This window comes from Ruminococcus sp. XPD3002 (assembly GCA_900119535.1).
Taxonomy (GTDB): Bacteria; Bacillota; Clostridia; order Oscillospirales; family Ruminococcaceae; genus Ruminococcus; species Ruminococcus flavefaciens_H.
Map to the genome: position 1 here is coordinate 217,732 of FPJT01000002.1, position 26,668 is coordinate 244,399.

Here is a 26,668-nt window from a genome sequence, read left to right on the forward strand (position 1 = left end):
ATATGGCTTTTTACAGCGGTTTTTTCAATTCAAAAGGACTTGACCGCACCTACACAGCCGAGGACTTCACCAGCTACCTGTCGAGCATCATCTGCAATGGCATTCTCGATACCTACGGTCAGATGTTCAAGCTGACGGCGGCAAGCAGCGGTCTGAAAGTAAATCTCGGCACCGGCAAGGCGTGGATCAACGGTCACTATTTTATCAACGATGCGAGATACAGCATCGACCTCGGTTCTTATCAGGACGAGTCGCTTCCTCGTTATGTCGGCATTGCAATCTATCTGGACACCACGGAGGCTGTCCGCAGCGTGACGCTGAGGCTGTTTCCCGGAACGCCTGCCGAGAGTCCACAGCTTCCCTCTATCCCGCAGGACGCTGACCATGTACGTCTGCTGATGTATGCGGTGCGGCTGAATCCGGGTGCTGAAACTCTCACTGAGCGTGACTGGTACGACTACCGTGAGGACAGGAACGTCTGCGGCTATTGCAGGTGTATCCTCGGCAAATGCAAGGTGACAGATATGTTGGCACAGCTTGCGCAAATCACGGCGGAGATGCAGGAATACAACGAAACGGTCGCTGAACTGACGGCAAGGGTGGCAGAGCTGGAAGCAGAGATCGAGGATATCGGGGACATTGTCTCTGCCGGTCAGTGCGGCGAAAATGCGTACTATGCGCTCTACTCCAACGGCAAGGTGCTTGTAAAAGGCGCTGGCGCAATGTATGACTACGATCTCGAATCCAATCGTTCGCCGTTCTACCGGAACGATGCGGTGAGTTCGCTCGTGGTTTCCGAAGGTATCACAACGGTCGGAAAGGATGCTTTTGAACGCTGTCTGAATCTGGAAACTGTATCTCTCCCGACAACGCTCACCTCGATCGGAAACGGCGCATTTATGCCTGCGGATGAATATCCGAGTGCAGCCGGAAAGCTGAACAGCATCACCATTCCTGATGCAGTTACAACGCTTGGCGGCGCTGTGTTCTGGGGTGCTGCTCTGACTTCTCTCACTGTTCCCCGTAATGTGGCGACGGTCGGAAAGTATGTGTGCCGTGATTGTACGAGACTGACATCTGTCCGATATGAAGGCTCAGTGATCGGCGGTTTCATGTTCGTTAACTGCACAGCCCTCACGAGCTTTACGATGGCGCACACGGTCACTGCGATTGGTGAACACTGCTTCAATTACTGCAGCCGACTTGAAACCATTACCTATGAGGGCAGTCTGGAGGATTGGGCAGCAATCACGAAGCAAAACAACTGGGACGGCAAGGGTGGAATGGAATCCACACGTTCCGGCTTGACACGCATCCAGTGCCTTGACGGGTATATGGAGTATGACGATGAGACTGGAGAATGGTTGGAGGTGAAGGAATAATGTGGAAATTTCTTGTAAAGAACCAGAGCATTGAGATTCTGGAGCGTGAGGTGCTGGCAGATCACCAGATCCAGTATGTGCAGTTCAAGTTCACCTTTGACGGCGACTGGAAGCGCTTTCACAAGGTCGTGCAGTTCTCGCAGTGCGATGAGAACTACAACATCGTGCTTGGTGTGGACGGCACATCGTTGTATCTGCCTGCGGAGCTTCATGTGGGCGCTGCCAAAATGTCGGTGTTCGGTTACGACACCGAGAGCGACACGACCGTCCGTGCAACGACCGTTCCGGTCACGCTGAATATCCGTCCCTCCGGCTTTGTGGGTGACGACGAGCCGCCCATTCCGCCGACACCCGACCTCTACGCACAGCTTTTGAAACGCATCGAGGATGCAGAAAAGGGACTTGACGGCAAGTCCGCCTACGAGATCGCCGTGGAGCATGGCTATGTTGGCACGGAGGAGGAATGGCTGGCATCCCTGCACGGAGCTGACGGAAAAGACGGCAAGGACGGCGAAACACCGGATATGTCCGAATACCCGAAAACTTCCGAGGTCACGCAGATCGTTGACCGTGAGATCGAGCAGGTCGTGGAGGACTTCCATACGCATCCCAACAAGGAAACGCTGGATGCAATCACGCCGGAACTGTTCGATGAGCTGGGCGGCTTGCAGCAGTTTGAGGATGAGACGAAATACGAGATCCACACGCTGAACGAGGCGCTGGACAATTTCTCCCGCACAGCGCACACACACGAAAACAAGGACACGCTCGATGCCCTGACGCCGGGACTTCTTGCGCTCCTTCAGGGCTTGCAGCAGTACGAGAATCAGACTGCACAGGATATGCAGACGCTTCGTGACAGTGTTGAGCCGGTCATCACGCAGGCGCACTGGCATCATAACCTCACGCTCCTGAACGGCATCACGGCGGACAGGCTCTCGAAGTGGGACGGTGCAGTGACGGACATTGCCACGCTGAAAACACAGCTCAATGCGCTGTCCACGGAGCTTACCGTGTTCAAGGGCAAGTGCGACAACAACTCCGCCCGCATTGGCGTGAACGAAACGGACATTGACAGCATTCAGGCAACGCTTGTTGATCTGCAAGCGCAGATCGATGCGCTGAAGAACAACGGCTATACCGTGCTGTTTGAGTGCGGTGCTGATGTACCTGAAAAATACGGCATTCTTCTCGGATTCGTGGTGAACGGCGGCTTCCGGACGCTGACGAATATGCGCAGCCAGTTCCCGAATTTCTGTGCGGAAACCAACGACTATGCGCTGTTCTACAATCAGGAGGACTTTAACTGGGATGCACAGGTTCTGACCTGTGTCGAACAGCGCATCAAGCTGACCTCGGACAGCAAGATCCAGTTCTGCTACAATTCCGGCGCAACGGAGGACGGTATGCTGTATCTCATCAACCCTCCCGGCGGCAAGATCGATGTTCCGATCACGCTGTATGCCCGGAGCGAGATCGAGTACGGCAGAGCGATCCAGCTTGACTTCCAGTGGCTTCAGACGCAGAAATTCATCACCACGGAGACCGATTGCACCGGCATCCAGCCGGGTGAATACTATCTCTGCTGGGTGGGCAGGAGCAACAACACGCATCCCATTATCCGCAGCGTGAAGGTAAAGGAGGAAGAGGCATGAAGGAAACGATTTGTACAGTAATTGGCATGGTGGGCGGCTTCATTGCCGCCCTTATCGGCGGCTGGGATTCGGCGCTCGTGACGTTGGTGATCTTCATGGGCGTGGATTTCGTGACAGGCTTTGTGACGGCGGCAATGGGCAAGTCCAAGCACAGCGCCAGCGGCAGGCTCAACAGCAAGGCTGGCTGGGTGGGGCTTGCAAAGAAGTTCTGCGTCCTGCTCATGATCGTGGTGGCGGTGCGCATCGACATTCTGCTCGGTACGACCTACATCCGTGATGCGACCTGCATTGGCTTCTGCGTCAACGAGCTTCTCTCCATCGTGGAGAACACGTCCCTCATGGGAATCCCGTACCCCGATGCGATCAAGAAGGCGATCGACGTGCTGCAGAAGAAGGCGGGGCGCATCAATGATGAGGCGGAAGACGTTCTGGAGGAAATGGAGGACGACGATGACTAAGACCTATCCGTTTGATGACAGCACCCAGCTTTCGGCACATTTCAATGTGTCGGAGTTCCGGTGCAAATGCGGCAAGGTGCATGACACGCTCCTTGCCGATGAGCTGGTGGAAAAGCTCGAACAGCTCTACGCTGCGCTGGACTGCTCCAAGATCATCGTGACCAGCGGCTTCCGCTGCTCGATGCATGACCGAACAGTCGGCGGCAGCGGCACGGGGCAGCACACGAAGGGCAATGCGGCGGACATCTGCTGTTACGGGCAGGACGGTCAGCCGATCTCCTCTAAGGTGGTCTGCTGCAAGGCGCAGGATATTGGGTTCACGGGCATCGCCAACATCACGGCGGCATATCAGTACACGCACGTCGATGTGCGTCCGAATGGCAAGTGGTACGGCGATGAAGTCCACGGAAACAACACTGTGACCGATGATTTTTACAAGTATTTTGGAGGCGAGGATATGAAGGGTATTGATGTGAGCGTACACAACGGCAACATCGACTGGAATCGTGTCAAGAGCGCAGGCATCGACTTTGCGATCCTGCGTGCAGGCTACGGCAGACTGGCATCGCAGAAGGACGAGTGCTTCGAGCAGAACTACTCCGGCGCAAAGGCGGCTGGCGTTCCGGTCGGCGCTTACTGGTATTCCTACGCCATGAGCGAGGACGAGGCACGGCTGGAAGCGGATGTGTTCCTCTCGGTCATCAAGGGGAAGCAGTTCGAGTTCCCGGTGTACTACGATGTGGAGGAGAAAAAGCAGTTTGCCCTCGGCAAGGAGAAGGTCTCTGCAATCATGCGGGCTTTCCTTGAAAAGGTCGAAGCGGCAGGCTATTTTGTCGGTCTGTACGGCTCTGCTTCTTCGCTGACCACGCACACGGCGGACGACATCAAGAGCCGCTACACCATCTGGCTGGCGCACTGGGTGAACCAGACCAGCTACGGCGGCGCTTATGGCATCTGGCAGCATTCCGAGAAGGGGCGTGTGGACGGTATCAACGGCAACGTCGATCTGGACATCGGCTACAAGGACTTCCCGACCATCATCAAGGCGAAGGGGCTGAATGGATACGGCAAGGAGCCGGTGCCGCCGAATCCGCCTGCTCCTGCGGCGGAGGACGGCATCACGGTCGAGGTCACGGTTGACGGTCAGAAGTACAGCGGAACGCTCCATTGTGATTAACTCTGAAACTGAATATCTGTCAACAAACCCGTGTATGTCCTGCGTGGATATGCACGGGTTATTTTTTTGTTCCGTCCATGCCGTTCGGAACACTGGAACTGAAATTTGTGTTTCTGTTCCATTTTACACTCCGTTGGAACAATAAAACAAGAACATCATATCTTCCCGTATTACCTGCTGTTTGGGGCATTCTGTACCTGTTGTTCCAATTATTACATATCAATAGAAAGCAGATAGGAAATAGCTGTATATACCATATATACAGCCATTTATAATATATAAGAAATTTTGGCACAATCGGAACAATTGGAACAACCGGATTTTTTATGCCGGGGTACGAATTGCGCCATTTCTATTTGACGGACTACATGAAAGGAAAAGCCACATGAAATATTTTTCATGAAGGGGTACGAATTAGGCAGTTTCCTTTTGACGGAATACTTGTGAGGGCAAGAACCCCACGGAAAGGAGTGAGAATCATGCATAACAGGAATCAACGGAAAGGAGGAATCACGGATGAGCAGAATCAAATTGCTCCTTGACCTCATCGAGGACGTTCGTGCTGTGGCAGATGATCTGCAATCGATTGCTGATGCAATGGCAAGTGATGAGCCGTCTGTTGCTAAACCGGAAGTGACACCGAAGGAAGAGACAATTCGTTTGGAGGATGTTCGTGCTATCCTTGCGGCAAAGAGCCGTGACGGCTACAGTGCGCAGGTGCGTGAGCTGATTGCTAAGCACGGCGGCAGCAAACTGTCCGACATCAATCCGTCCGAGTATGGTGCGATACTGCAAGAGGCGGAGGTGTTCGGAAATGCCACCTAATACACACGCTTTTCTGCCACCGTCCAGTGCTGATCGTTGGATGCACTGCACTCGGTCAGCAAGACTTGAACAGGAATTTGGAGAGAAAGAATCCGATGCCGCTGCCGAGGGAACAGCCGCTCATGCTCTCTGTGAACACAAAGTCAAAAAAGCATTGAAGCAGAGAAGCATCAGACCTGTATCCTCATATGACAGCGACGAAATGGAAGAACTGACCGATGCTTACAGGGACTATGTTTTAGAACAGTTGATGCTGGAACGGCAGTCTTGCCCTGATGCACAGATCTTCATTGAGACAAGGCTTGACCTGACGGCTTATGTTCCCGGTTCATTCGGCACTTGTGACTGCCTGATCGTTTCGGACAGCAAGCTCCACATCATTGACTTCAAGTACGGTCAGGGCGTACTGGTCGAAGCAGAGGGCAATCCGCAAATGAAGCTCTATGCTCTCGGTGCGCTGGACATTTATGACGGTCTGTACGATTTCAAGGAAGTGGCAATGACCATTTTTCAGCCACGGCGTGACAATGTCAGTACCTACACAGAATCGGTAGAGGTTCTCCGCAAATGGGCAGAGGAAGAACTGAAGCCGAAAGCAAAACTGGCAAATGCCGGTGAGGGCGAGTTTTGCAGCGGAGACTGGTGTCTGTTCTGTAAAGCGGCAGTCAAATGCCGTGCAAGAGCGCAGGCAAAACTTGAACTGGCAAAGCAGGAATTCTCTCTTCCGCCAACATTGACAGATGAGGAAATAGCAGATATTCTGCCGAAGCTTCCTGATCTGACAAAGTGGGCTAATGACATCATGGCATATGCAACGGATGCCGCACTCAACCACGGAAAGCAATGGAAAGGCTTCAAGGTGGTCGAAGGGCGCAGTGTCCGAAGGTACAGTGATGAAGATGCCGTTATCAAAGCTGCAAAAGCATCTGGCTACACGGATATCTTCAAGACAAGCCTTATCACGCTGACCGAAATGGAGAAGCTGATGGGCAAGAAGAAATTCAATGAAATACTCGGCGGTCTTATCATAAAGCCGCCGGGGCGACCGGCTCTCGTCCCTGATACGGACAAGAGAACGGCTATCACAGGTAACGATCCTAAAACAGAATTTACGGAGGTAAAGTAATTATGGCAAACAATAGCAAAACTAAGGTTGTGACCGGAACGGTCAGACTCTCCTACGCAAACGTGTGGGAGCCGAAATCCATCAACGGTGGTGCGGAGAAGTACAGCGTGTCCGTCATCATTTCCAAGGACGATAAGAAGACTATTGATGCGATCAATGCAGCAGTCGATGCGGCAATTGAGGAAGGTCTGGCGAAGTTCGGCGGCAAGAAGCCGAACAAGGCGGCAATTAAGTTGCCTTTGCGCGATGGTGATACCGAGCGTGATGATGAGGCATATGCAGGCAGTTACTTCCTGAATGCCAATAGCCAGACAGCACCGCAGATCGTTGACCAGAATGTTAATCCGATTCTGAACCGCAGTGAGGTCTACAGCGGTGTTTATGCAAGAGTCTCCCTCACGTTTTACGCCTTCAATTCCAATGGAAATAAGGGTGTCGCAGTGGGTCTGGGGAACATCCAGAAGGTGCGTGACGGTCAGCCGTTGGGCAATCGCAGCTCTGCTGAGGACGATTTTGGCACCATTGAAGACGATTTCCTTTCCTAAAGCGTAAGCAGGACGATAACAAGTAAGAACGGTGGGCGGTGGAGATGACATCTCTGCCGCTTTGCTGTGAATTGAGGTGAACGTGATGCAATCCATTAGTATCGATATTGAAACATACAGCGATATTGACCTGACAAAATGTGGTGTTTATCGCTATGCTGAGTCTCCGGCATTTGAGATACTGCTCTTTGGATATTCTGTTGATGGCAGTGAGGTAACCGTCATTGACCTTGCACAGGGTGAGAAGATACCCGATGAGATTCTCGACGCCCTGACAGACGATACGATAACAAAATGGGCATTTAACGCCAATTTTGAACGTGTCTGCCTGTCCAGATATTTGCATGATCTCGGCCGCAGTCTTGACCCATTTCATGATAAACATCCACTCTCAACAGAAATGGCAAGGTATCTGAATCCGGTGGGCTGGCGGTGTACTATGGTCTGGGCTGCGACAATGGGACTGCCACTTTCGCTTAAAGATGTAGGCAGTATCCTGAAATTGGAAGAGCAGAAAATGGATGAGGGCAAAATGCTTATCAAGTATTTCTCCGTTCCTTGCGCACCAACAAAAGCTAATGGTGGTCGTACAAGAAACCTTCCAGCAGATGCTCCTGATAAATGGGCGACTTTCATAGCATATAACAGGCGTGATGTGGAAGTAGAAATGGCAATACAGCAAAAGCTGTCCGGCTTTCCTGTGCCAGAGTCTGTCTGGGATGAATATCATATTGATCAGGAGATCAATGACCGTGGTGTGCGGGTCGATATGCAGCTTGTAAATAATGCCATTGATATGGACGGACGCTCTCGGAAAGAGCTGACCGCCGCTATGAAGAGAATCACGGCTCTTAGCAACCCTAACAGCGTTCAGCAGATGAAACAGTGGCTTGCTGACAACGGACTGGAAACCGATACCCTCGGTAAGAAAGCCGTAGAGGCACTTCTAAGAGATGCACCGCCGGAGCTTGCGGAGGTATTGGAACTGCGACAGCAGCTTGCGAAATCGTCTGTGAAGAAATATCAGGCAATGGAAAACTGTGTCTGCGATGACGGTCGCTGTCACGGTATGTTTCAGTTCTATGGTGCAAACCGTACCGGGCGGTGGGCTGGCAGACTGATACAAATGCAAAATCTTCCGCAGAATCATCTGCCTGATTTAGCAGAGGCAAGGGCGTTAGTATGCTCCGGTGATTTTGATTCAGTAAAGCTCCTGTATGAGGATGTACCTGATACGCTCTCACAGCTAATCCGAACGGCATTTATCCCGAAAGACGGTCAGAAGTTCTATGTGGCAGACTTCTCCGCCATTGAAGCAAGAGTGATCGCATGGTATGCCGGAGAAAAGTGGCGGCAGGAAGTGTTCGACCGAGGCGGTGACATTTATTGCGCCAGTGCTTCGCAGATGTTTCATGTTCCTGTCGAAAAGCATGGCGTAAATGGTCATCTACGTCAAAAAGGTAAGATTGCGGAACTCGCTCTCGGCTACGGTGGCTCCGTAGGTGCCCTTAAATCAATGGGAGCATTGGAGATGGGGCTTTCAGAAGATGAACTTCAGCCGCTGGTAGATGCATGGCGGCAGTCCAATCCGCATATCGTGAAGTTCTGGTGGGACGTTGACCGGGCAGTAACAGAGGTCGTAAAACAGCATAAAACAGTACATTGCTACGGGCTGGCTTTTTCTTATCAGTCCGGTATGCTCCTCATTACACTGCCGTCTGGGAGAAACCTCGTCTATGTAAGACCCAAAATAGGAACGAACCGCTATGGTGGTCAGTGCATTACCTATGAGGGCATCGGGGCAACAAAGAAGTGGGAACGCCTGGACTCCTATGGTCCAAAGTTTGTGGAAAACATTGTTCAGGCAACTTCCCGTGATATTCTCTGCAATTCCATGAAAACATTGCGGTGCAGTTCTATTGTTATGCATATTCATGATGAGCTGGTCATTGAAGCTAATCCGAAAGTATCTCTTGATGTGCTGTGTGAGCAGATGGGCAGAGTACCCGACTGGACACCGGGATTAAAACTCAGAGCTGATGGTTACATCTGCGATTTTTACATGAAAGACTGAGCTATGGCGGGTTATGTACACCTTTCAGCGTAAGGGGTACGAAACCCGCCTTTTTCTTTTGACGGAAAATATGAAAGCATTTATTGACAGGAGGTGTTATTATGATACAGCACAAGATCAAGGGCAGAGAAAAAACTGCCACGAACGGCGAAAACGCCACGCAGGAAAGCAAGAAGACTGTTGTACCGGTCAGCGATAAGTATATGCTGACGATCCGGGAGGCTTCGATCTATTTCAGCATCGGCGAAAAGAAGCTGCGTCGGCTGGCGGAAGAACACACAGGTGATTTCGCTGTCATCAACGGAAACCGCTATTTGATTATTAGAACAAAATTCGAGCAGTTTCTCCTCGAAACTTCTACCATCTGATTTGACGTTAAAGTGCCGTAAGTAGTTGCTTTTTCTCCGAAATAGAGTAATATATGATACTAAGCCCGGAGAGGCAAATATATTACTGGAGGCGATCAGCATGGACGAACTGAAAATCCCGGAGAAGTTTATTCTTTCGGTCAAAGAGGCTGCTTTATACTTCGGCATGGGAGAGAAGAAAATCCGCAGAATGGCAGAAGACAACGAAGGCGACTTTGCACTGTACAACGGTAATCGCTACCTTGTTATCCGTCCGCTGATGGAGCAGTATTTCACAGCGCTTGCAAAGAAAGGAGGGACACAGGATGCAGAGAGCAACACCGGAGAATAAGGATTTCCTGACGCCTGAAGAGACGATCGTTCTTTTCGTCCTGAGCAGACGGAAATTCGGCGAGTGGCTGCGCAAACAGAACACCCGCCCGATGATCGTGATGGTCGGGAAGCGTAAAATGATCAACCGCACAGCCTTTCAGGAGTATCTGTGCGAACACCCTAAGTTAAGGAGGAAAATTTAATGGGTATCAGAGGAAACATCCGCCGCGATCCCAAGCGCCGAATTCTTCGTGCCGGGGAATCCATCAGGGCGGACGGCAAGTATCAGTTCAAGTATTATGTGGACGGGAAGCCGCACTTCGTTTATAGCTGGAAGCTGGAACCGACAGACACGCTTCCGCAGGGAAAGAAACCGTGTCTTTCCCTGCGTGAGATGGAGAAGCAGATCGGCTATGACCTTGATGCGATGCTCGATCCGCAGAAGAAAAACATGACGGTGATGGAGCTTGTGGAGCGCTACCTCAGAACCAGAACCGCTGTAAAGCCGCAGACGAAAACGAATTACAACTTCGTGGTGAACCTTCTGAAAAAGGAGGAGTTCAGCGGAAGAAAGATCGGAACCATCAAGACCTCGGATGCAAAACTGTTCCTGATCAAGATGCAGAGCGACGGCAGGGGCTACAGTTCCGTCAAGACTGTGCGCGGTGTTCTGCGTCCGGCATTTCAGATGGCAGTCGATGATGACATTCTCGTCAAGAACCCCTTCGGCTTCCAGCTTGCCGGTGTGGTCGTCAACGACAGCAAGACCAGAGAGGCTATTACGAAAGAGCAGATGCGCAAGTTCCTGAAATTCGTACATGACGATAACACCTACTGCAAATACTACGAAGCAGTCTACATCCTGTTCCATACCGGGATGCGCATTTCCGAATTCTGCGGTCTGACGCTGAAAGACATCGACCTGCAGAACCGGGTAATCAATATCGACCACCAGCTTCAGCGCACTTCCGATATGGAGTATGTGATTCAGACCACCAAGACGAATGCCGGTAAGCGGCAGATCCCGATCACCGAGGAGGTCGCCCGGTGCTTTCAGGCGATCATCGAGGACAGAGAGAAACCTCGACGGGAACCGTTCGTAGACGGCTACTGCGGCTTCCTGTACTTCGATGAGAACGGTATGCCGCTGGTCGCGCTGCACTGGGAACACCGCTTCAACCGCATGGTCAGCAAGTACAACGAGATTTACCGTGTGCAGATGCCGAATATCACGCCTCACATCTGCCGCCATACCTACTGCAGCAATCAGGCGAAGGCAGGTATGAACCCGAAAACGCTGCAATATCTGATGGGACACAGCGAGATCGGCGTCACACTTGACGTTTATACGCATCTGGGGCTGGAGGATGCTGCTGCGGAGCTTCACCGCATGGAGGAACTCCAGAACGCCCGACAGGAGATGAACAGAACAAAAGATGAAGCAGTATGATGCTTCCGGTTGCGGCTCACTTGAAGTGAGCCGTTATTTTTTTGCCCATTTTGACTTGATGAATTGGAAGGATTATGGTATAATAAAAAAGTATATACTGGTTCATTAGTAGTAACCTACTGTAATCGTGGTAGTAACCGTAGTAGTAATCGCTTTACTACTACGCGCAGTTTCCGCGATACGCCCCAATTCCTTAGTAGTAAAACACCCTGTGTTTACTACCATTTTTACTACTAACGATGTCCTTAGAATGCCAAGATATGCCGCAATTTGCCGAGTTCGCCGTGAATCTTGACAGAATCAGCACACCCGTTCGTCGAAGTATACAACGGCAAAACGCGGCAAATCACGGCAAAATACGGAGGTTTATACCTATGATAAAGGTTATGTTTGTCTGCCACGGCAATATATGCCGTTCACCTATGGCGGAATTTGTTATGAAAAAGCTTGCGGCTGAAAACGGAATGTCCGACGAGCTGTACATTGTTTCAAGCGCAACAAGTACGGAAGAACTGGGCAATCCCGTATACCCTCCTGCAAGGGCGGAGCTTGCGGCACACGGTATACGCTGTGCAGGCAAAACAGCAGTACAGCTGAGAAAGTCCGACTACGATAAATACGACTATTTTATCGGTATGGATACCGCAAATATTCGTAATATGAACCGCATTTTCGGAAGTGATCCCGATGAAAAGATTTATAAGCTGCTGACCTTCGCAGGAAGGGGAGACGATGTTTCCGATCCGTGGTACAGCCGTGATTTTGAAACTGCATACAATGATATAGCAGAGGGCTGTACGGGACTGCTTAAGCATCTCAGAAAGGAGCTTTTATGAGATACACCATACTTGATATCATTGAATGGGACTACGGCTGTGAGGGCGTTCCTGACGGCGAAGAACCTATGTGCAGCGTACTTGTCCGCAGTGAGGACGGCTGCGAGAAAACGCTGAAGCTTCCGGACAGCTACCTCAGCGAAAAACGCCTTGACATTGGCGATACTTTTGAAACAGACTGATGCTTTATTATATGTTCAATAAGCCGCAGGGCTGTGTTACAGCGCGTTCGGATGCGGTACACAGAACGGTCATGGACTATTTCCCGAAGGAACTTGCTGAAAGGCTTCATCCCGTGGGCAGACTGGACAAGGATACCTGCGGACTCTTGATACTCACCGATGACGGAGACCTTGATTTCAGAATAATGCAGCCTGACAGACACGTAAGCAAGACCTATTTTTTCTATTCCATAGGAACTATGAACGACGAGAAAAAACAGCTTCTTGAAAAGGGCGTTCCGATGGTCGGATTCACGACGGGAGTGGCCTCTTTTACCCTGCAAAAGGAGTACCGCATATGCGAACTTGAAAAATTTATGCCTGCCGAACGCCGTGAACGCTATATGAGAAACCCTGATGGACCTGCTTTTTCTGCGTCGCTTACTATCCATGAAGGGAAAAAGCACGAGGTCAAACGTATGCTTGAAGCAGTCGGGTGCAGGATATTCTATCTGCGGCGTGAAAGCATCGGCAGTTTACAGCTGGACAGTTCCCTTGCTGAGGGCGAATATCGTGAACTTTCAGATAATGAAGTTGACATGCTCGGAAACGTTGACATCGATGTTAGTCTGTGATACAATAGTAAAGTTGATTCAGAGGAAAAAATAAATGGATCGTCGGATAGGACTTCAGGATGAGATGCCTGTTGTTTTATCCGGCATTTTTTGCGGAGGTATCTATGAAAAACAATGATTTTACAAGCGGTGCTATCCTGCCTAAACTGCTGAAATTCATGCTTCCTGTACTGTTCGCCATGTTTTTGCAGGCAATGTATGGAGCAGTCGATCTTCTCGTTGTGGGACAGTTTGCGGATAAAGCGGATGTTTCGGCAGTTTCTACAGGCTCGCAGATAGTTATGACGCTGACTAATCTGATAGTCAGCTTTTCAATGGGAATAACAGTTGCAGTGGGACAGAGGATAGGTCAGAAGCGTCCCGACGAAGCCGCACAGACTATTGGTACTGGGCTGGTTATATTTGCGATAACGGGACTTGTTTTCACGGTGTTGAGCCTGTTCGGAGCCACAGGTCTTGCAAGTATGATGCAGGCGCCTCCCGAAGCCTTCGACACTACAGCGGACTACATAAGGATATGCGGCGGAGGCTTTCTGGTCATCACGGCATACAACCTTCTCGGAAGTATCTTCCGCGGACTCGGCGACTCGAAAACTCCGCTAATAGCAGTAGGTATAGCCTGCGCATTCAATATAATCGGTGATCTGTTATTTGTTGCCGTATTTGGTATGGGAGCTTCGGGTGCAGCTCTTGCAACTGTTATGGCACAGCTTATAAGTGTTGCTGTATCATTTGTAATGATAAGACATGCGAAACTGCCGTTTGATTTCCACAAAGATAAGATAAAGCTGAAAAAGAGCTATGCTCAGGTGATATTCCGTATAGGTACACCTATAGCGCTTCAGGATTTCCTTGTGGGCATATCTTTCCTTGTAATGCTTGCAATAGTCAATCGTCTCGGAGTTACAGCTTCGGCAGGTGTCGGAGTTGCGGAAAAGGTGTGTGTGTTCATAATGCTGGTGCCTATCTCATTCATGCAGTCCATGACGGCGTTCGTAGCACAGAATTACGGCGCAGGAATGCCGCAGAGGTCAAAGCTTGCACTGAAAACAGGTATCTCGGTATCGTTTGCATTCGGAGTTGTCATGTTCCTGTTGACGTTCTTCAGAGGAGACCTGCTTGCAGGGATATTCTCGCAGGATGCAGATACTGTTCAGGCGGCGTGGGACTACCTTAAGGCGTATGCCATAGACTGTCTGACAACATGTTTTCTGTTCTGTTTTATCGGTTATTTCAACGGCATCGAGAAAACGAAGTTCGTTATGCTTCAGGGCATATGCGGAGCATTCCTTGTAAGGATACCTGTAGCGTTCCTGATGCAGCATATAGGAAATGGTTCACTTTTTCTCATTGGTGTTTCGATACCGTGTTCAACAGTCCTTCAGATCATAATGTGTTTTGCAGCTTATCATTACTTCAATAAAAATGATAAAATGCTGACGGAGAATACGTAAGAATTATCGGGGAGACCTTTCTGATGAGAGATCTCCCCGATAAATGTATATAAACCTTTTGAATAAGCATTATTCATATGTGATACCCAACACGCACATAACGGCATCTATCGTTTTTTCACGTAATACATCATAGTCCATTTCCACTGCGCTTTCGTTCATTTTCATATGGCAGTACTGTTCCATTATACCTACGGAGAGGTAAGCCTTTTCGCGGATATTAACCGCCTCGGGAAGCAGAACGGTCAGTTTTTCTATGACATTTTCCATTTTTTGACTGCTTATACTGTTATAGAGCTTACGAACGTCCTCATCGGTATGCTGAAGTCCTTCAAGCTCCTCATGTATATCACGGAATTTCAGATGCAGTTCCTCGAACCCTTTCAGCACAGCCCTGAGATATGAAGTTATATCCGCAGTAACTTCGGGAATGTCAATGCCGTCGATATGAGCGATGCTGACTATGTTCCCGGCTGCATATTCTATAGCAGAAAGGAGTATGTCCTTTTTGTTGCGGAAATACCTGTAAGCGATTCCCGTGGAGACATCCGCTTCGGCAGCTATCTCGTCTACTGTAGTGCAGTGATAGCCTTTTTTTGAGTACATCGAAAGTGCAGAACGGAGTATCTTTTCCTTTGTCTTTTGTGACCTTGCCTGTATAGGCATTGCAGTATCTTTCATTACTTCACCCTCTTCGGGACAAATGCCCTGAACATGTCATACCCGAGTCCCTTTGCCGCGGAACTGTCTGCGGCATTTTCGATAAATCGCATTTCTCTTTCTGAAAGCCTGATATCGGCAGCTTCTGCAAGCTCACGGACCTGTTTCGGCTTGCGGCAGCCGCATATCGGTACAATGCCTTTGTTTATACAAAACGCCTCCGCTACCTGCGGAACGGTTATATTATGATGCTTTGCAACAGCTATCAGCACACGGTAAAGGTCACGCATCTTCTTTTTCTGACGGTCCATTATCAGCTTCATGATGGTCTTTTTTCCTTTTACTCTCGGATCGGTCAGGAGTCCTTCTTCAAGCACTGCCCATGCCCAGAATGAGATATTGTTTTCCCTGCACCAGTCCACGAGTCCGTTCTTTTCCCATTCACGGGCAATGATGCTGTAATGGTTCTGAACTCCGTAAAGGGGGATGCCGTTCGCTTCAAGTACTTTTCTGGCAAGTCTGCACTCTTCAAGATCGAAGTTTGAAACGCCTATATTACGTATCTTTCCCTCTTTGTAAAGCTCGGATATTTCCGCAAGATGCTTCTCGATATCAACAGGCAGATGCAGCCAGTATATGTCAACATAGTCACGTCTGAAGTCGGAAAGGTCCTTTTCAAGCGACTTGCGGACGCAGTTCCTTTTGTATCTTCCTGTCGGGGTAAACTTAGCGGACAGCAGGATATTATCCGTACCAAACTCGCCTATCATCTTCTGTGCTTTGCCCAAGCCGTAATCACGGGCAAGGTCGTACATTTTCAGTCCGAGCTTTTCGGCTTCGTTCATTGCTTCACGGATGACACTGTCCTCAACGCAGCTTCCACGGAGCAGTTTTCCGTAGACTTTTCCGCCCCAGGAATTTGTACCTATAACAGCCTTTATATCGTTCATATTTATTTCTCCCTTATAAAATGTGAGGATTATCTCATGTTTAGTATACCGCAGAAAATCGCAGTTGTCAATAGAAAGTGAGAAATTTCTCACATTTATACAGATCATTCAGCATTGACATATGCTCTCCTTCATCGTATAATGATAAAAGATGTAAAAAACGGAGGTATAAATATGAAAAAGGCGATTAAGATCACAGGTAAAATATTGCTTGCATTGCTGATGCTGATAATACTATTCCTGCTTGTTATGTTTATCAGCAACAGAATAATGATGAACAGCGAAAAGGAACTCCTGAAAACCTATCCCGGAGAACTCGTTGAAGTGGATGGACACAACATGAACGTTTATACTAAGGGCGAAGGAGAACATACACTCGTATTCCTGTCGGGCAGCGGTACAGCCGCACCTGTACTTGATTTCAAGAGTCTGTACAGTCTCCTTGAAGATGACTACAGGATAGCTGTAGTTGAAAAATTCGGCTATGGCGCAGCAGACGTAGTTGATGAGGAAAGGCCCTTTGATACGATACTTGAACAGGACAGAAAAGCACTTGAAAAGCAGGGCGTCAATGCTCCTTATATACTTTGTCCGCACTCCATGTCCGGAATTGAAGCGATCCTGTGGGCGCAGAAGTACCCTGATGAAGTCGAGGCTATAGTGGGACTGGATATGGCGCTTCCGAGACACTATGATGAACTCGATCTGGAAGGAGTTGAAAAAATGGAAAAGCTTGCTTCGTTTGCAAGTAAACTGGGATTGACAAGGCTTTTCTATACCGACAGTTCACTTCCTGCGGCACTTGATGAAAATGATAAAAAGCTATACAAGGCAATAGCCGCAAAGATAGCTGTAAACTGTGACATAATATACGAAAGCAACGCTATACCCGATGCATGTGCAGAGATAGACAGCATGCCGATACCTGATGTTCCGACTCTGCTTTTTGTTTCGGATGGAAGTGAGGTGGACGTTCCAAGCTGGATATCCGCACAGAAGGACTACGCTGAAAAAATATCTGACGCAGAGGTCATAGAACTTGGATGCGGACATTATGTACATAATTTCAGGCAGAAAGAGATAGCGGAGAAAATGAACGGGTTTATCTCATCGATCGATACAGAATGAACGGTGATATATTACATCGGATAAACGGTTGTTGCAGTTCTGTCTGTTATCGGATTTTTCTGCAATAACATGAGATACCACAGTACGGAGGGCGAAATGATGGACAAAAAACGTATACTTATCGTAGATGATGATACTGATCTTTCATTCATAATTTCCGAGATGCTTGAAGGCTGCGGCTATGAAAGCCTGCGGGCTGTAAGTGCTGAGGAAGCGTTTGATATACTTTCACACAAGAGCTTTCACCTGATACTTCTTGATATTAATCTTCCTGATTCCGAAGGCTTCGAGATATGCCGTCAGCTGCGCGAGGTATCGGATGTTCCGGTTATATTTGCAAGCGCGCGTACTGCCGAGGATGACCGCATCAGAAGCTTTGATATCGGCGGTGATGATTACCTGCCGAAGCCCTATTCCATGAAGGAGCTGCTTTCACGGGTTAACGCCCTTATAAGACGCGCTTACGGTCAGACTGAGGACAAACAGCTATCCTTCGGCAGCGTCGTGATAAATACAGCTACAAGGACTGTAACACGGAACGGCAAGAAGGTCATGCTTGCACAGCGTGAATTTGACCTTCTTGTATATCTTTGCCGCAACAGGAACACAGCAATACCGAAAGAAAAGCTTCTTTCCGAGGTGTGGGGAGCATTTGCCGAGGTAGAACCTTCAACGCTTACCGTGCATATACGCTGGCTTCGTGAAAAACTGGAGGATGATCCCGCCTCGCCGAAATACATCAAAACTGTCTGGAGACTTGGATATATGCTGGAGGTGGATGAATGAAAAAGCTCATAAGTGCGGCAGTGCTTTTTGCCGTTATCATCATAACTGTCTGCGGAATATCGTATTTCAGCGCTTCCGACATTTCAAACAGGAAAGGCAGCTATATAGTCAGTCTCAACGAGATAGAAAAGCTATGTGAACAGGGAGATGATTCTGCTGCATCAGAAGCTGCGAGAACGCTGAAAAGTGAACTTATAGCTGATGCACGTATACCTGAGGGGCAGTCCGCTGTTCTTGTTACAGGGGCGCTGTGTCTGCTGTTTCTTGCGGGAGTGAGTCTGTACTGCGGCATCGTTATAATACATCCCTTTCATAAGCTGTCGGATTTTGCAGATAAGCTTGCAGGCGGTGATCTGGAGATTCCTCTCGTATATGAGAGAACTAACTACTTCGGAAGGTTCACATGGGCGTTCGACAGTATGCGGAGGGAGATATTACGTGCCCGTGCATGCGAGCGTGAAGCTGTTGAAAATCAGAAGACCGTTATCGCGGCACTATCTCATGATATAAAAACTCCCGTAGCTTCTATACGGGCATACACAGAGGCACTCGAACTCGGTATAGGCAGTTCTCCCGAAAAATGCAGACAGTATACAGAGGTGATAGTACGCAAGTGCGATGAACTTTCAAAGCTGACCTCTGATCTGCTTACTCATTCCCTTACCGAGCTTGAACGTCTGAAGATGTCCCCTGAGGAGTTTGAACTGGGAGAGCTTCTCAGCAAGGCTGTTGCCGATATATCTCCTGACGGAAGCGTGGAGTTGGAGATGCCTGCTGAGAAAACAGTAGTCTATGCCGATCCCGAAAGAGTAGTTCAGATAACCGAGAACCTTATAAACAATGCGAAGAAATATGCAGGTACGGGTTTAAAGATAACGGCAGAACGCAAGGATAATATGGCGGAGATACACTTCCGTGACTATGGAAGCGGAGTTCCCGATGAGGATATGCCGTTTATCTTTGGTAAGTTCTACCGCGGCAGCAACAGCCGTCAGCAGAGCGGTGCAGGTCTCGGACTGTATATAGTCAGGTATATAGCAGAGCAGTCGGGCGGCAGCGTAAGATGCAGGAATACGGACAACGGTTTTGAAGTTACAGTGAGCCTTCCCTTGAAAAATAATGATATCACATAAGGATTTCTTAATAGTTTCTCTGTTAGAATAGAATCATGAAATGTCAGGAAGGAGAACTGCAATGAAAAAAACTATTCTATCGGCAAAGGAAGTGTTCAAGAGCTTCGCTCATAACGGTAAACAGGTCCATATTCTCACAGGGATGAACGTTGATATATATGAGGGAGATTTCACTGTGATAATGGGCGCTTCGGGATCGGGCAAGTCAACGACTCTGTACGTACTTAGCGGCATGGACGGTGCTACAGGAGGCTCTGTAATTTATAACGGCGAGGACCTTACCAAACTCAGCGAGAAAAAGCTTTCGGTCCTGAGATACAGTGATTTCGGCTTCGTGTTTCAGCAGATGCACCTTGTAAGCAACCTCAGCCTGTACGAGAATATTATAGTTCCCGGCTATCTCAACAAGAAAAGAAGTGCTTCAGAAACTGAAAAACGTGCGGATGAACTGCTTGAAAAAATGGGGATATCCGATATAAGGGATCATCTTCCTTCACAGTGCTCAGGCGGTGAACAGCAGCGCTGTGCTATTGCAAGGGCGGTTATCAACGAACCTAAGCTTCTCTTTGCGGACGAGCCTACAGGTGCGCTGAACAGGAAGAACACCTCCGAGGTGCTGGACCTGCTGACTGAACTTAACAGGAACGGTCAGAGCATACTTATGGTCACTCATGACCTGAAGGCTGCCTGTCGTGCATCAAGGATACTTTACATAGAGGACGGCAGGATAATCGGCGACCTGGACCTTGCAATGTACGATGAAAAGGATGAAAAGAGCCGCGAGACACAGGTGAACGCATGGCTCACATCACTGGAATGGTGAGGTGAGAGCATGAAAAGTATACTTAAACTGATGCAGGCGCATATCCGACGCGGAAAAGATGCGTTTTTTGGAATACTCCTGCTTATGTCGCTGATAACCTTTTCATTTTCTGGTACAGTCAGCAATGATGATGTTCTGAGGAATGAACTGGAAAAGAACTTCGCTGAGGAGAATGTCGGAGATCTGGTCATAATGATGTATGATGATAACCTCACCGAAGATATGCTGAGTTCTCTTGACAGTAATACCAAAGTTGCAGGATACAGCGTGAAAAAATTAATGTATCTCAAAAGCTTGCCTGTTGTTGACGGTCATGAGGAAGAGGTCGTACTTAATTTCCGTCGGTGGAATGAAGATATCAACATATTCAATGACAGCAGCGACGGTTTTACTGAGGACAATGAACTTAAACAAGGTGAGATCTTACTACCGTACAAGCTGAAGATGAACAAGCGGATGAAGCCCGGTGCAGAAATATCCTTTACGACAAGCAGCGGCAGGATCGAGAAATATACCGTCAAGGGCTTCTATGAGGATAAGGTGTTTGGCGCTACAACAGTTACCGACAGCTATTGTGTGCTTCCCGAAGAGGATTATGACAGACTTGCGGCAGAAGAACTTGACCATACCGACAGTCCCCGCCGTCTGCTGCTGATGGCCGCTGAGATACATATATATGCCGCAGACGGTGTTACTGCCGCAGATCTCAGCCGTGATCTGACGGATGGTCCGCTGATAAGATCGGCAAATGCTGTTTCAAGTCGTCAGCATCTCATGGAACTGTTTGAGATGTATTCCAATACAGGTACAAGAGGTATGGCTGTATTTACACTTATTCTTCTGACTGCGATACTTATAACCATGCATAACAGTATCAGCGCATCCGTGGAAATGGAGTATACCGATCTCGGGATACTTCGGGCGCTTGGTTTTTCTGTAAGCAGGATAAGGCTTATCTATGTTGCTGAATACGTCCTTGCACTCGTTGCGGGAAGTATACTCGGGATCGTTGTATCGATACCTGTATGTGCCGTGCTGATACGCAAGTGGATGAACATAACCTGTATACTGACCGATACAGGGGTATCCCTTTTCAAATGCGCGGTGATGGCGATAGCAATGATATTAGTATGCATCGGTTTCATATTTATAGCAACGTCAAAGGTCTCGCACATCTCACCTGTAAGAGCGATATCAGGCGGAAGAAGCGAGGTCTACTTTGACAGCCGTCTTAACAGCAGGATAAGAAAGCATCCGTTTTCACTGTCCCTTGTTCTCAGACAGCTTAACACTCACCGCAGAAACTATGCGGGAACTGCTTTTATCGTTGCGATACTTGTTTATTTCCTTGTCAGCATCACTCTCCTTACGGCAAATCTTGATCCCGACAAGCTGTTTTCAACCACAAAGGGTGAAATTAACATTCTGAACACAGGCGGTCTGACAATAAGCAATGCCGATGAGATCGAGGATGCTGTACGTGAAATGGACAGCGGTGCATCACTGTATACGAAGTCCGCACACAGGATGATAGTGGACTGGGAATTCGTGTCTGTAGATTCATTCCGCCGTACTGAGGATCAGTATGATATCATTGACGGCAGACAGCCGAAGTTCGACAATGAGATAATGCTTACAAAGAATCTTGCTGATGATCTCGGGAAAACGATAGGTGATACGGTAACAGTCACCTATATGGACAAAAAGGAGGAATACATAGTAACAGGCTATTTCCAGACGATATTTGAATTCGGTAATGTTTCGATGATGACATCGGAAGGTATGACGAAGCTCGGATATAATGATATACGGGAGGCGCAGGTCAGTCTCAGCGATACTTCAAAAAAGGACGAAATAACAGACATGCTCAACAGTCGGTTTGCTGACAGACTATCAGCAAGCGAGAACAAGGAGAGCGCAACTATGCTTACCTATAAAAAGATAGTCAATGTGCTTATGAATTCAAGCATATATACGATGTATATCGTTATACTGATATTTGCAGCTGTTGTAGTTGTTATGCTGTGCAGACGTTCATTTATCCGCGAACGCACCGATATCGGCATATTCAAGGCACTGGGCATGTCAGCAGGCAGTCTCAGGAATCAGTTTGCGCTGAGGTTTGCAGCTGTTGCGCTGATCGGTTCTGTTGTCGGAGGAGCTGCAAGCGCTTTTCTGGCACGTAAAATGATAGCGTTCATGCTAAAGATAGTCGGACTGACCGATATTAAAGCAGCAGTATCACCCATGACTTTTGCACTTCCTGCGGCAGCGGTATGCATTTGCTTCTTTGTGTTTGCATATATTGTTTCAGGAAAGATAAAGAGCGTGGATGTAAGAGAACTGATAACTGAATGACCATGATATAGTTTGCAGGACCGTTTCCGAATAAAAGTCGGGGACGGTCCTTTTATGCTGTGCAGTATTTACAGCTATAAAGGGTATGGATTGTATAAGATGCATAAAGTGGGCGATGCTATTTGATTTTAACTAACGCTTGATGTATAATTAATGTGTACTCAATAACCGCATAATGGCGGTTATTGCCCCGAACTTCGTTCGGGGAGCGCAAATTCTTCATAAAATATTGAATTTGCGCGTCGCATTTCTTTATGTCAAGCTCATTTTGCCCTTTCGGTCAAAACAAAGCGCAATAAAAATCTTTTGTATTATAAATTTTATTGCGCTTTGACAACTTAAAATCTGCTAAAACAAGCTGTATATAGCCGATTTTAAGTTGTTGAGCAGACATTAATTAATGTGTACTCAATAACCGCATAATTGCGGTTATTGCCTCGAACAATGTTCGGCGGATCAATATAAATGTAATTGAGACAGGAGGGTATCATATGCCGCATACAATTACTGTGGAGCGTGACAGTGTCTGCATGGGAGACGATGTCACTGCACCAAATACGACAACAGTGTCCGTCAACGATGAAATGCATCTTTCGGCGGTTCTCAGCCTTATCGCTGAAATAATGCCGAACATCAGTGACGATAATACTATCGTGTGGTCGGTACATAACAATGAAAAAAACGGCAAGCCGCTCGGTATGTTTGAGATAGACGATAAGAAATTAAGCGGAGTGACACTGTTTGTACCTGATAAGCCCATGAAAGAGCTCGGTGTCAAAAAAGTTTATTGCAGATATTTCCATTCACACTCGTTTTCGCTGTATTCGGAATGTCCGACGCTCGGACTGAAGGTCATGAAGCATCTCAACGTCTGCGGGAAGAAATAATATTTCCGAAATAGTGGAGATTATTTGCTGATAAGAAGGTGAAAATATGCAGGACAGATATGCAGGCGATATCGGTGATTATGGGAAACTCGGACTGCTTCGTAAGCTGTCAGAAAAGTTTAGTATCGGCATAAACTGGTACGATCCCGGAGAGCTTGATTTTGAGCGAGACAAAAATGGTGAATTCAAGCAAGAGGACGGAAAATACCGCGATTTTTCAAGTGTTGTTGATTATGCTCCTGAAATAGCATCAGCACTTGAAACTTTGAAAGATAATCATTCTATCGAAATGCTTGAAAAGCTGAAATTGATAAATAATGCAGTTTACTATAATAAAACTGTTCCAAGAGAAAATGTGGAACGTGAAAAATGGCATAAGTCCGCACTAAAAAAACTTAAAAAGTGTGACATTGTTTTCCTTGATCCTGATAACGGACTTTTATGTGATTCAGTAAAAATGGGATCCCCCCAAAGTGTCAAATACACTTATTACAGTGAGGTCAGTGATTATCTCGCACAAAATAAAACTGTGATAATCTATAATCATCGGAGCCGTAAAAAGGAAGACATGTATTTCAATGAGATCATTGAAAAGCTGTGCAGGAAAACAGGTGCTGAACGTGATTTGATACAGGTCGTAACGTTCCGCAGATTCTCCGTCAGAGACTATTTTATCATCAGCAAAGATGAGCATATGCATAATACTATAAGAGGTTTGATCAGTACATTAGTAAAGAATACATCGAATGATAATAAACCGTTTTGTACTGTTTCTGATTTGAAAAATACTCGGAGAATCAGCGATATGTTCAAAAACAAAGTAGCCGTAGTAACAGGCGGCGCAAATGGTATCGGAAAGTGCATAGCCGAGGAATTCCGCAGAAACGGAGCGGCAGTGTGCGTTATCGACAAGGCTGAGGGAGATCACTTTGTCGGCGATATTTCCGACAAGTCCGTACTTGAAAGGTTTGCACAGCAGGTCATTGCAAAGCACGTACACATCGACTTTCTCGTCAACAGCGCTCTGCCGCTGATGAAGGGCATTGACGAGTGCAGCTATGAGGAGTTCCAGTATGCTCTCTCAGTGGGAGTGACTGCGCCATTTTATCTGTCCAAGCTGTTCGCACCGCACTTCAACAAGGGCGGCAGTATCATCAATATCTCGTCCTCACGGGACCGTATGAGTCAGCCGCAGACCGAGAGCTACACTGCGGCGAAAGGCGGTATAGCTGCCCTCACTCACGCACTTGCGGTGAGCCTTGCAGGGAAGGTGCGTGTGAACTCCATATCGCCCGGCTGGATAGATACGTCATACAAGGTCTATGAAGGTCCCGACGCCTATCAGCAGCCCTGCGGTCGTGTGGGGAATCCTCTTGATATTGCAAATATGGTCATGTTTCTCTGCTCCGACAAGGCAGGCTTCATTACAGGCGAGAACATCTGCATAGACGGCGGTATGACAAAGCTGATGATATATCACGGCGACAATGGCTGGGAGCTGAAATAGGAGAAAAAGAGGAGATGTAAATGTTAACGCTGCAAGATTTGATCAATTTAGAGAATCTTTCCAAAAAATATCCTGATATTACAAGGGTGCAATATTGGTGGTATGGGAAAGATATAGAGTCACTTTATATCGGCAACGGTGAATTGCGTATTCCACCCAGTCCGTTCAGGGGAGCAGACTATAATACATTATATTTGATCGGTTCAGGAATTGACGGAAATAGAAGCATGTACAGGTTTGCAATAAGGCTTGCTAATTTCAATGATGAAACCAAGCGATATGATTACATACGAGTTCCTTTGGCACTTGATGACTATTCAAACAGATTAGTTTTATTTAAAAAGACACGTTTTACTTTTTACTGCGGTCAATTAGATCTGTTTGAAGTTGAAAAAATAAATGCTCCTGATAATGGAAGAACTGTTGTACCGTTTACGGATTATGAATCTGTTGAACTTTCATTTTCAGAGCTTAGAGAAGTGGTCGCAAATAAATATTCTGATTACTATAAGCCTTTGTCTGCTGTAAAAGGCGTATATATGATAATTGACGGCAATACCGGTAAGCAGTATATAGGCAGTGCTTATGGGGATGAAGCAATCTATTCCAGATGGGCTAATTATGCGACTACATATCATGGCGGAAACCTTGAACTCATAAAGCTTTATGAAGAATGCGGAGAAGAATATTTCAATCAATTCAAATTTTTCATACTTAGGATACTGCCGAAGAAAACGCCTGTTGATGATATAATAGCAGCTGAAAATTATTATAAAGAACGTTATCTTACAAGAAAATACGGATTGAATGCAAACTGAAATGAGGTAACTATGTTGTACTTAAAGCAGGCAAATAATGAAGACATCGAAAAAGAGTGGCTGTTCCAGCGCAGTATCCCTGCGGACGAAAACGGTTTCATCAATGATTATCCCGATATAAGCAGGGAGGACTTCAATAACGCACTTGATACGATAATAGCACAGTCAAGGGGAGAGAAACTGCCTGAGGGTTATGTGCCGCAGACGGTATACTATCTCTGGGATGATGATACCATAGTCGGTACGTTCCATTTCCGCCATTATCTCTGTGAATCTCTCATTGAGGGCAGCGGACATATCGGCTATTATATAGCTCCGGGGTACCGCGGAAAAAATTACGGTACGAAGGGACTGGAACTGCTCATTGACGAGATCAGGGACAGTGTCCGCGAGGAGGAGATATATCTGCGTGTGAACAGGGATAATCCTGCATCGCTTCATGTGATGCTGAATAACGGCGGGTATATCCACCATGAAGACGAACATTCATATTTTGTGCGTATAAAGAAATGACAGCGACAGCCTATTGGTGTTTATAGCTGCATCCGTCATATGACAGTTTTATGACACTTTACTTACATAATCATGAGGATTCTTCTTTGAGAAAATGTTATCATATAAACAGACCTGAAGAGGTCGTATAAATTTTTTTCAAAGGAGGTTTTCTTATGAAAACTATGATCATCAAACCACTCGTTGTTGCTTGTCTTGCTGCTTTACTGCATGTTAATTTCGCAGCTGTTCCGGCAGCAAAAACTGAAACAGAAGAAGTTGAAACCGATACTTCCTTTGCAGAGACCGAAGAGGATGCAACTGGGTATGAGGTGACGTGCGAAACGGACGAAACAGGTGCCTGCACTGTAACTGTCATTACCTCTGACGGCGAAGAGCAGACTTTTGAGGTGCCGAGCGGCGAAAATTTCAACAAACTTGTCAGCACTGTTGACGGAGATATCACAATATACAGTGAACCCGATGAAAACGGCAATGACTGTGTATACGTATCTTCGGAATGTGTTATCGATGACGGTGAGGATGACGGTATCGAAAAAACAGGTACATGTACGATAAACCTGTCTGATGCTGACGCACCGCCGATCATTTCAGAGTAATATAAAAAAAGCCGGAGCCTGCCTGTAGGGATACAGGCAGGTGTACGG

28 protein-coding genes are annotated in these 26,668 nt (G+C 47.5%); 26 read left to right on the forward strand and 2 right to left on the reverse strand.

The features are described from left to right. Positions 1-2: 2 nt before the first annotated feature. The 16 genes from BT127_RS02395 (at position 3) to BT127_RS02470 (ending at position 14,458) form a co-directional block, all read left to right on the forward strand. The gene (locus tag BT127_RS02395) at positions 3-1,382 is read left to right on the forward strand and encodes a leucine-rich repeat domain-containing protein (protein ID WP_075423429.1); all 1,380 of its coding nucleotides are present in this window, start codon (positions 3-5) and stop codon (positions 1,380-1,382) included. Then, positions 1,382-3,037, forward strand: a complete 1,656-nt coding sequence (locus BT127_RS02400) for a hypothetical protein (RefSeq protein WP_075423430.1) — start codon at positions 1,382-1,384, stop codon at positions 3,035-3,037. The genes BT127_RS02395 and BT127_RS02400 overlap by 1 nt, the downstream gene beginning before the upstream one ends. Next, positions 3,034-3,495 carry a phage holin family protein gene (locus tag BT127_RS02405; protein WP_075423431.1) on the forward strand — a complete coding sequence of 154 codons (462 nt, stop codon included), beginning with the start codon at positions 3,034-3,036 and terminating at the stop codon, positions 3,493-3,495. The genes BT127_RS02400 and BT127_RS02405 overlap by 4 nt, the downstream gene beginning before the upstream one ends. After that, positions 3,488-4,672, forward strand: coding sequence for a GH25 family lysozyme (locus BT127_RS02410; protein ID WP_075423432.1), 1,185 nt, complete (start codon positions 3,488-3,490; stop codon positions 4,670-4,672). The genes BT127_RS02405 and BT127_RS02410 overlap by 8 nt, the downstream gene beginning before the upstream one ends. A gap of 516 nt (positions 4,673-5,188) precedes the next feature. Next, positions 5,189-5,497: an rRNA biogenesis protein rrp5 gene (locus BT127_RS02415; RefSeq protein ID WP_075423433.1), complete on the forward strand. Its 309-nt coding sequence runs from the start codon at positions 5,189-5,191 to the stop codon at positions 5,495-5,497. Further along, positions 5,487-6,623: a DUF2800 domain-containing protein gene (locus tag BT127_RS02420; protein ID WP_075423434.1), complete on the forward strand. Its 1,137-nt coding sequence runs from the start codon at positions 5,487-5,489 to the stop codon at positions 6,621-6,623. Before BT127_RS02415 ends, BT127_RS02420 begins: the two co-directional genes overlap by 11 nt. Before the next feature lie 2 nt (positions 6,624-6,625). Next, positions 6,626-7,168, forward strand: coding sequence for a DUF2815 family protein (locus tag BT127_RS02425; RefSeq protein ID WP_075423435.1), 543 nt, complete (start codon positions 6,626-6,628; stop codon positions 7,166-7,168). An 85-nt stretch (positions 7,169-7,253) separates the two neighbouring features. Further along, complete coding sequence (locus BT127_RS02430; protein WP_075423436.1) at positions 7,254-9,242, forward strand: DNA polymerase; 1,989 nt, start codon at positions 7,254-7,256, stop codon at positions 9,240-9,242. Positions 9,243-9,343: 101 nt separating this feature from the next. Then, a complete protein-coding gene (locus BT127_RS02435; RefSeq protein WP_082334867.1) occupies positions 9,344-9,610 on the forward strand; it encodes an excisionase in 267 nt (88 codons plus the stop codon). Between the two features lie 100 nt (positions 9,611-9,710). Further along, positions 9,711-9,941, forward strand: coding sequence for an excisionase (locus BT127_RS02440; protein WP_075423437.1), 231 nt, complete (start codon positions 9,711-9,713; stop codon positions 9,939-9,941). Continuing rightward, positions 9,916-10,125, forward strand: a complete 210-nt coding sequence (locus BT127_RS02445; RefSeq protein ID WP_075423438.1) for a DNA-binding protein — start codon at positions 9,916-9,918, stop codon at positions 10,123-10,125. The genes BT127_RS02440 and BT127_RS02445 overlap by 26 nt, the downstream gene beginning before the upstream one ends. Then, positions 10,125-11,372, forward strand: coding sequence for a site-specific integrase (locus BT127_RS02450; RefSeq protein ID WP_075423439.1), 1,248 nt, complete (start codon positions 10,125-10,127; stop codon positions 11,370-11,372). The genes BT127_RS02445 and BT127_RS02450 overlap by 1 nt, the downstream gene beginning before the upstream one ends. 374 nt (positions 11,373-11,746) lie before the next feature. Continuing rightward, entirely contained in the window at positions 11,747-12,208 is a 462-nt protein-coding gene (locus tag BT127_RS02455; RefSeq protein WP_075423440.1) for a low molecular weight protein-tyrosine-phosphatase, read from the forward strand. Further along, the gene (locus BT127_RS02460) at positions 12,205-12,390 is read left to right on the forward strand and encodes a hypothetical protein (RefSeq protein WP_075423441.1); all 186 of its coding nucleotides are present in this window, start codon (positions 12,205-12,207) and stop codon (positions 12,388-12,390) included. Before BT127_RS02455 ends, BT127_RS02460 begins: the two co-directional genes overlap by 4 nt. Next, positions 12,390-13,004 (forward strand): pseudouridine synthase, encoded by a 615-nt coding sequence (locus BT127_RS02465; protein WP_075423442.1) that lies wholly within the window; start codon positions 12,390-12,392, stop codon positions 13,002-13,004. The genes BT127_RS02460 and BT127_RS02465 overlap by 1 nt, the downstream gene beginning before the upstream one ends. Positions 13,005-13,108: 104 nt before the next feature. Further along, positions 13,109-14,458, forward strand: coding sequence for an MATE family efflux transporter (locus BT127_RS02470; RefSeq protein WP_075423443.1), 1,350 nt, complete (start codon positions 13,109-13,111; stop codon positions 14,456-14,458). A 69-nt stretch (positions 14,459-14,527) separates the two neighbouring features. Here BT127_RS02470 and BT127_RS02475 read toward each other — a convergent pair whose 3' ends face one another. Together BT127_RS02475 and BT127_RS02480 are read right to left on the reverse strand one after the other, a co-directional pair. Continuing rightward, entirely contained in the window at positions 14,528-15,139 is a 612-nt protein-coding gene (locus BT127_RS02475; RefSeq protein ID WP_075423444.1) for a TetR/AcrR family transcriptional regulator, read from the reverse strand. Next, complete coding sequence (locus BT127_RS02480; RefSeq protein WP_082334879.1) at positions 15,139-16,068, reverse strand: aldo/keto reductase; 930 nt, start codon at positions 16,066-16,068, stop codon at positions 15,139-15,141. The genes BT127_RS02475 and BT127_RS02480 overlap by 1 nt, the downstream gene beginning before the upstream one ends. Before the next feature lie 174 nt (positions 16,069-16,242). Here BT127_RS02480 and BT127_RS02485 point away from each other — a divergent pair, with 174 nt between their 5' ends. From BT127_RS02485 to BT127_RS02530, 10 genes are all read left to right on the forward strand, one after another. Then, positions 16,243-17,196: an alpha/beta fold hydrolase gene (locus tag BT127_RS02485; protein ID WP_082334868.1), complete on the forward strand. Its 954-nt coding sequence runs from the start codon at positions 16,243-16,245 to the stop codon at positions 17,194-17,196. Positions 17,197-17,292: 96 nt separating this feature from the next. Further along, positions 17,293-17,982 (forward strand): response regulator transcription factor, encoded by a 690-nt coding sequence (locus BT127_RS02490; RefSeq protein ID WP_318257121.1) that lies wholly within the window; start codon positions 17,293-17,295, stop codon positions 17,980-17,982. Beyond that, entirely contained in the window at positions 17,979-19,115 is a 1,137-nt protein-coding gene (locus BT127_RS02495; RefSeq protein ID WP_075423446.1) for a sensor histidine kinase, read from the forward strand. The genes BT127_RS02490 and BT127_RS02495 overlap by 4 nt, the downstream gene beginning before the upstream one ends. 61 nt (positions 19,116-19,176) lie before the next feature. Beyond that, the gene (locus BT127_RS02500) at positions 19,177-19,938 is read left to right on the forward strand and encodes an ABC transporter ATP-binding protein (RefSeq protein ID WP_009987281.1); all 762 of its coding nucleotides are present in this window, start codon (positions 19,177-19,179) and stop codon (positions 19,936-19,938) included. Positions 19,939-19,947: 9 nt separating this feature from the next. After that, on the forward strand, positions 19,948-22,296 hold the full coding sequence (locus BT127_RS02505; RefSeq protein ID WP_075423447.1) for an ABC transporter permease: 2,349 nt from the start codon (positions 19,948-19,950) through the stop codon (positions 22,294-22,296). A 491-nt stretch (positions 22,297-22,787) separates the two neighbouring features. Then, on the forward strand, positions 22,788-23,183 hold the full coding sequence (locus BT127_RS02510) for a hypothetical protein (RefSeq protein WP_075423448.1): 396 nt from the start codon (positions 22,788-22,790) through the stop codon (positions 23,181-23,183). An 805-nt stretch (positions 23,184-23,988) separates the two neighbouring features. Further along, a complete protein-coding gene (locus tag BT127_RS02515) occupies positions 23,989-24,690 on the forward strand; it encodes an SDR family oxidoreductase (protein WP_075423561.1) in 702 nt (233 codons plus the stop codon). Between the two features lie 20 nt (positions 24,691-24,710). Then, positions 24,711-25,508 carry a GIY-YIG nuclease family protein gene (locus BT127_RS02520; RefSeq protein ID WP_082334870.1) on the forward strand — a complete coding sequence of 266 codons (798 nt, stop codon included), beginning with the start codon at positions 24,711-24,713 and terminating at the stop codon, positions 25,506-25,508. A 12-nt stretch (positions 25,509-25,520) separates the two neighbouring features. Continuing rightward, positions 25,521-26,021: a GNAT family N-acetyltransferase gene (locus BT127_RS02525; protein ID WP_075423450.1), complete on the forward strand. Its 501-nt coding sequence runs from the start codon at positions 25,521-25,523 to the stop codon at positions 26,019-26,021. Between the two features lie 155 nt (positions 26,022-26,176). Next, positions 26,177-26,620, forward strand: coding sequence for a hypothetical protein (locus BT127_RS02530; protein WP_075423451.1), 444 nt, complete (start codon positions 26,177-26,179; stop codon positions 26,618-26,620). Positions 26,621-26,668: the final 48 nt, after the last annotated feature.

Coding starts and splice junctions, on each gene's coding strand:
- BT127_RS02395 (WP_075423429.1), top strand. CDS start 3: ATGGCTTTTTACAGCGGTTTTTTCAATTCAAAAGGACTTGACCGCACC.
- BT127_RS02400 (WP_075423430.1), top strand. CDS start 1,382: ATGTGGAAATTTCTTGTAAAGAACCAGAGCATTGAGATTCTGGAGCGT.
- BT127_RS02405 (WP_075423431.1), top strand. CDS start 3,034: ATGAAGGAAACGATTTGTACAGTAATTGGCATGGTGGGCGGCTTCATT.
- BT127_RS02410 (WP_075423432.1), top strand. CDS start 3,488: ATGACTAAGACCTATCCGTTTGATGACAGCACCCAGCTTTCGGCACAT.
- BT127_RS02415 (WP_075423433.1), top strand. CDS start 5,189: ATGAGCAGAATCAAATTGCTCCTTGACCTCATCGAGGACGTTCGTGCT.
- BT127_RS02420 (WP_075423434.1), top strand. CDS start 5,487: ATGCCACCTAATACACACGCTTTTCTGCCACCGTCCAGTGCTGATCGT.
- BT127_RS02425 (WP_075423435.1), top strand. CDS start 6,626: ATGGCAAACAATAGCAAAACTAAGGTTGTGACCGGAACGGTCAGACTC.
- BT127_RS02430 (WP_075423436.1), top strand. CDS start 7,254: ATGCAATCCATTAGTATCGATATTGAAACATACAGCGATATTGACCTG.
- BT127_RS02435 (WP_082334867.1), top strand. CDS start 9,344: ATGATACAGCACAAGATCAAGGGCAGAGAAAAAACTGCCACGAACGGC.
- BT127_RS02440 (WP_075423437.1), top strand. CDS start 9,711: ATGGACGAACTGAAAATCCCGGAGAAGTTTATTCTTTCGGTCAAAGAG.
- BT127_RS02445 (WP_075423438.1), top strand. CDS start 9,916: ATGCAGAGAGCAACACCGGAGAATAAGGATTTCCTGACGCCTGAAGAG.
- BT127_RS02450 (WP_075423439.1), top strand. CDS start 10,125: ATGGGTATCAGAGGAAACATCCGCCGCGATCCCAAGCGCCGAATTCTT.
- BT127_RS02455 (WP_075423440.1), top strand. CDS start 11,747: ATGATAAAGGTTATGTTTGTCTGCCACGGCAATATATGCCGTTCACCT.
- BT127_RS02460 (WP_075423441.1), top strand. CDS start 12,205: ATGAGATACACCATACTTGATATCATTGAATGGGACTACGGCTGTGAG.
- BT127_RS02465 (WP_075423442.1), top strand. CDS start 12,390: ATGCTTTATTATATGTTCAATAAGCCGCAGGGCTGTGTTACAGCGCGT.
- BT127_RS02470 (WP_075423443.1), top strand. CDS start 13,109: ATGAAAAACAATGATTTTACAAGCGGTGCTATCCTGCCTAAACTGCTG.
- BT127_RS02475 (WP_075423444.1), bottom strand. CDS start 15,139: ATGAAAGATACTGCAATGCCTATACAGGCAAGGTCACAAAAGACAAAG.
- BT127_RS02480 (WP_082334879.1), bottom strand. CDS start 16,068: ATGAACGATATAAAGGCTGTTATAGGTACAAATTCCTGGGGCGGAAAA.
- BT127_RS02485 (WP_082334868.1), top strand. CDS start 16,243: ATGAAAAAGGCGATTAAGATCACAGGTAAAATATTGCTTGCATTGCTG.
- BT127_RS02490 (WP_318257121.1), top strand. CDS start 17,293: ATGATGGACAAAAAACGTATACTTATCGTAGATGATGATACTGATCTT.
- BT127_RS02495 (WP_075423446.1), top strand. CDS start 17,979: ATGAAAAAGCTCATAAGTGCGGCAGTGCTTTTTGCCGTTATCATCATA.
- BT127_RS02500 (WP_009987281.1), top strand. CDS start 19,177: ATGAAAAAAACTATTCTATCGGCAAAGGAAGTGTTCAAGAGCTTCGCT.
- BT127_RS02505 (WP_075423447.1), top strand. CDS start 19,948: ATGAAAAGTATACTTAAACTGATGCAGGCGCATATCCGACGCGGAAAA.
- BT127_RS02510 (WP_075423448.1), top strand. CDS start 22,788: ATGCCGCATACAATTACTGTGGAGCGTGACAGTGTCTGCATGGGAGAC.
- BT127_RS02515 (WP_075423561.1), top strand. CDS start 23,989: ATGTTCAAAAACAAAGTAGCCGTAGTAACAGGCGGCGCAAATGGTATC.
- BT127_RS02520 (WP_082334870.1), top strand. CDS start 24,711: ATGTTAACGCTGCAAGATTTGATCAATTTAGAGAATCTTTCCAAAAAA.
- BT127_RS02525 (WP_075423450.1), top strand. CDS start 25,521: ATGTTGTACTTAAAGCAGGCAAATAATGAAGACATCGAAAAAGAGTGG.
- BT127_RS02530 (WP_075423451.1), top strand. CDS start 26,177: ATGAAAACTATGATCATCAAACCACTCGTTGTTGCTTGTCTTGCTGCT.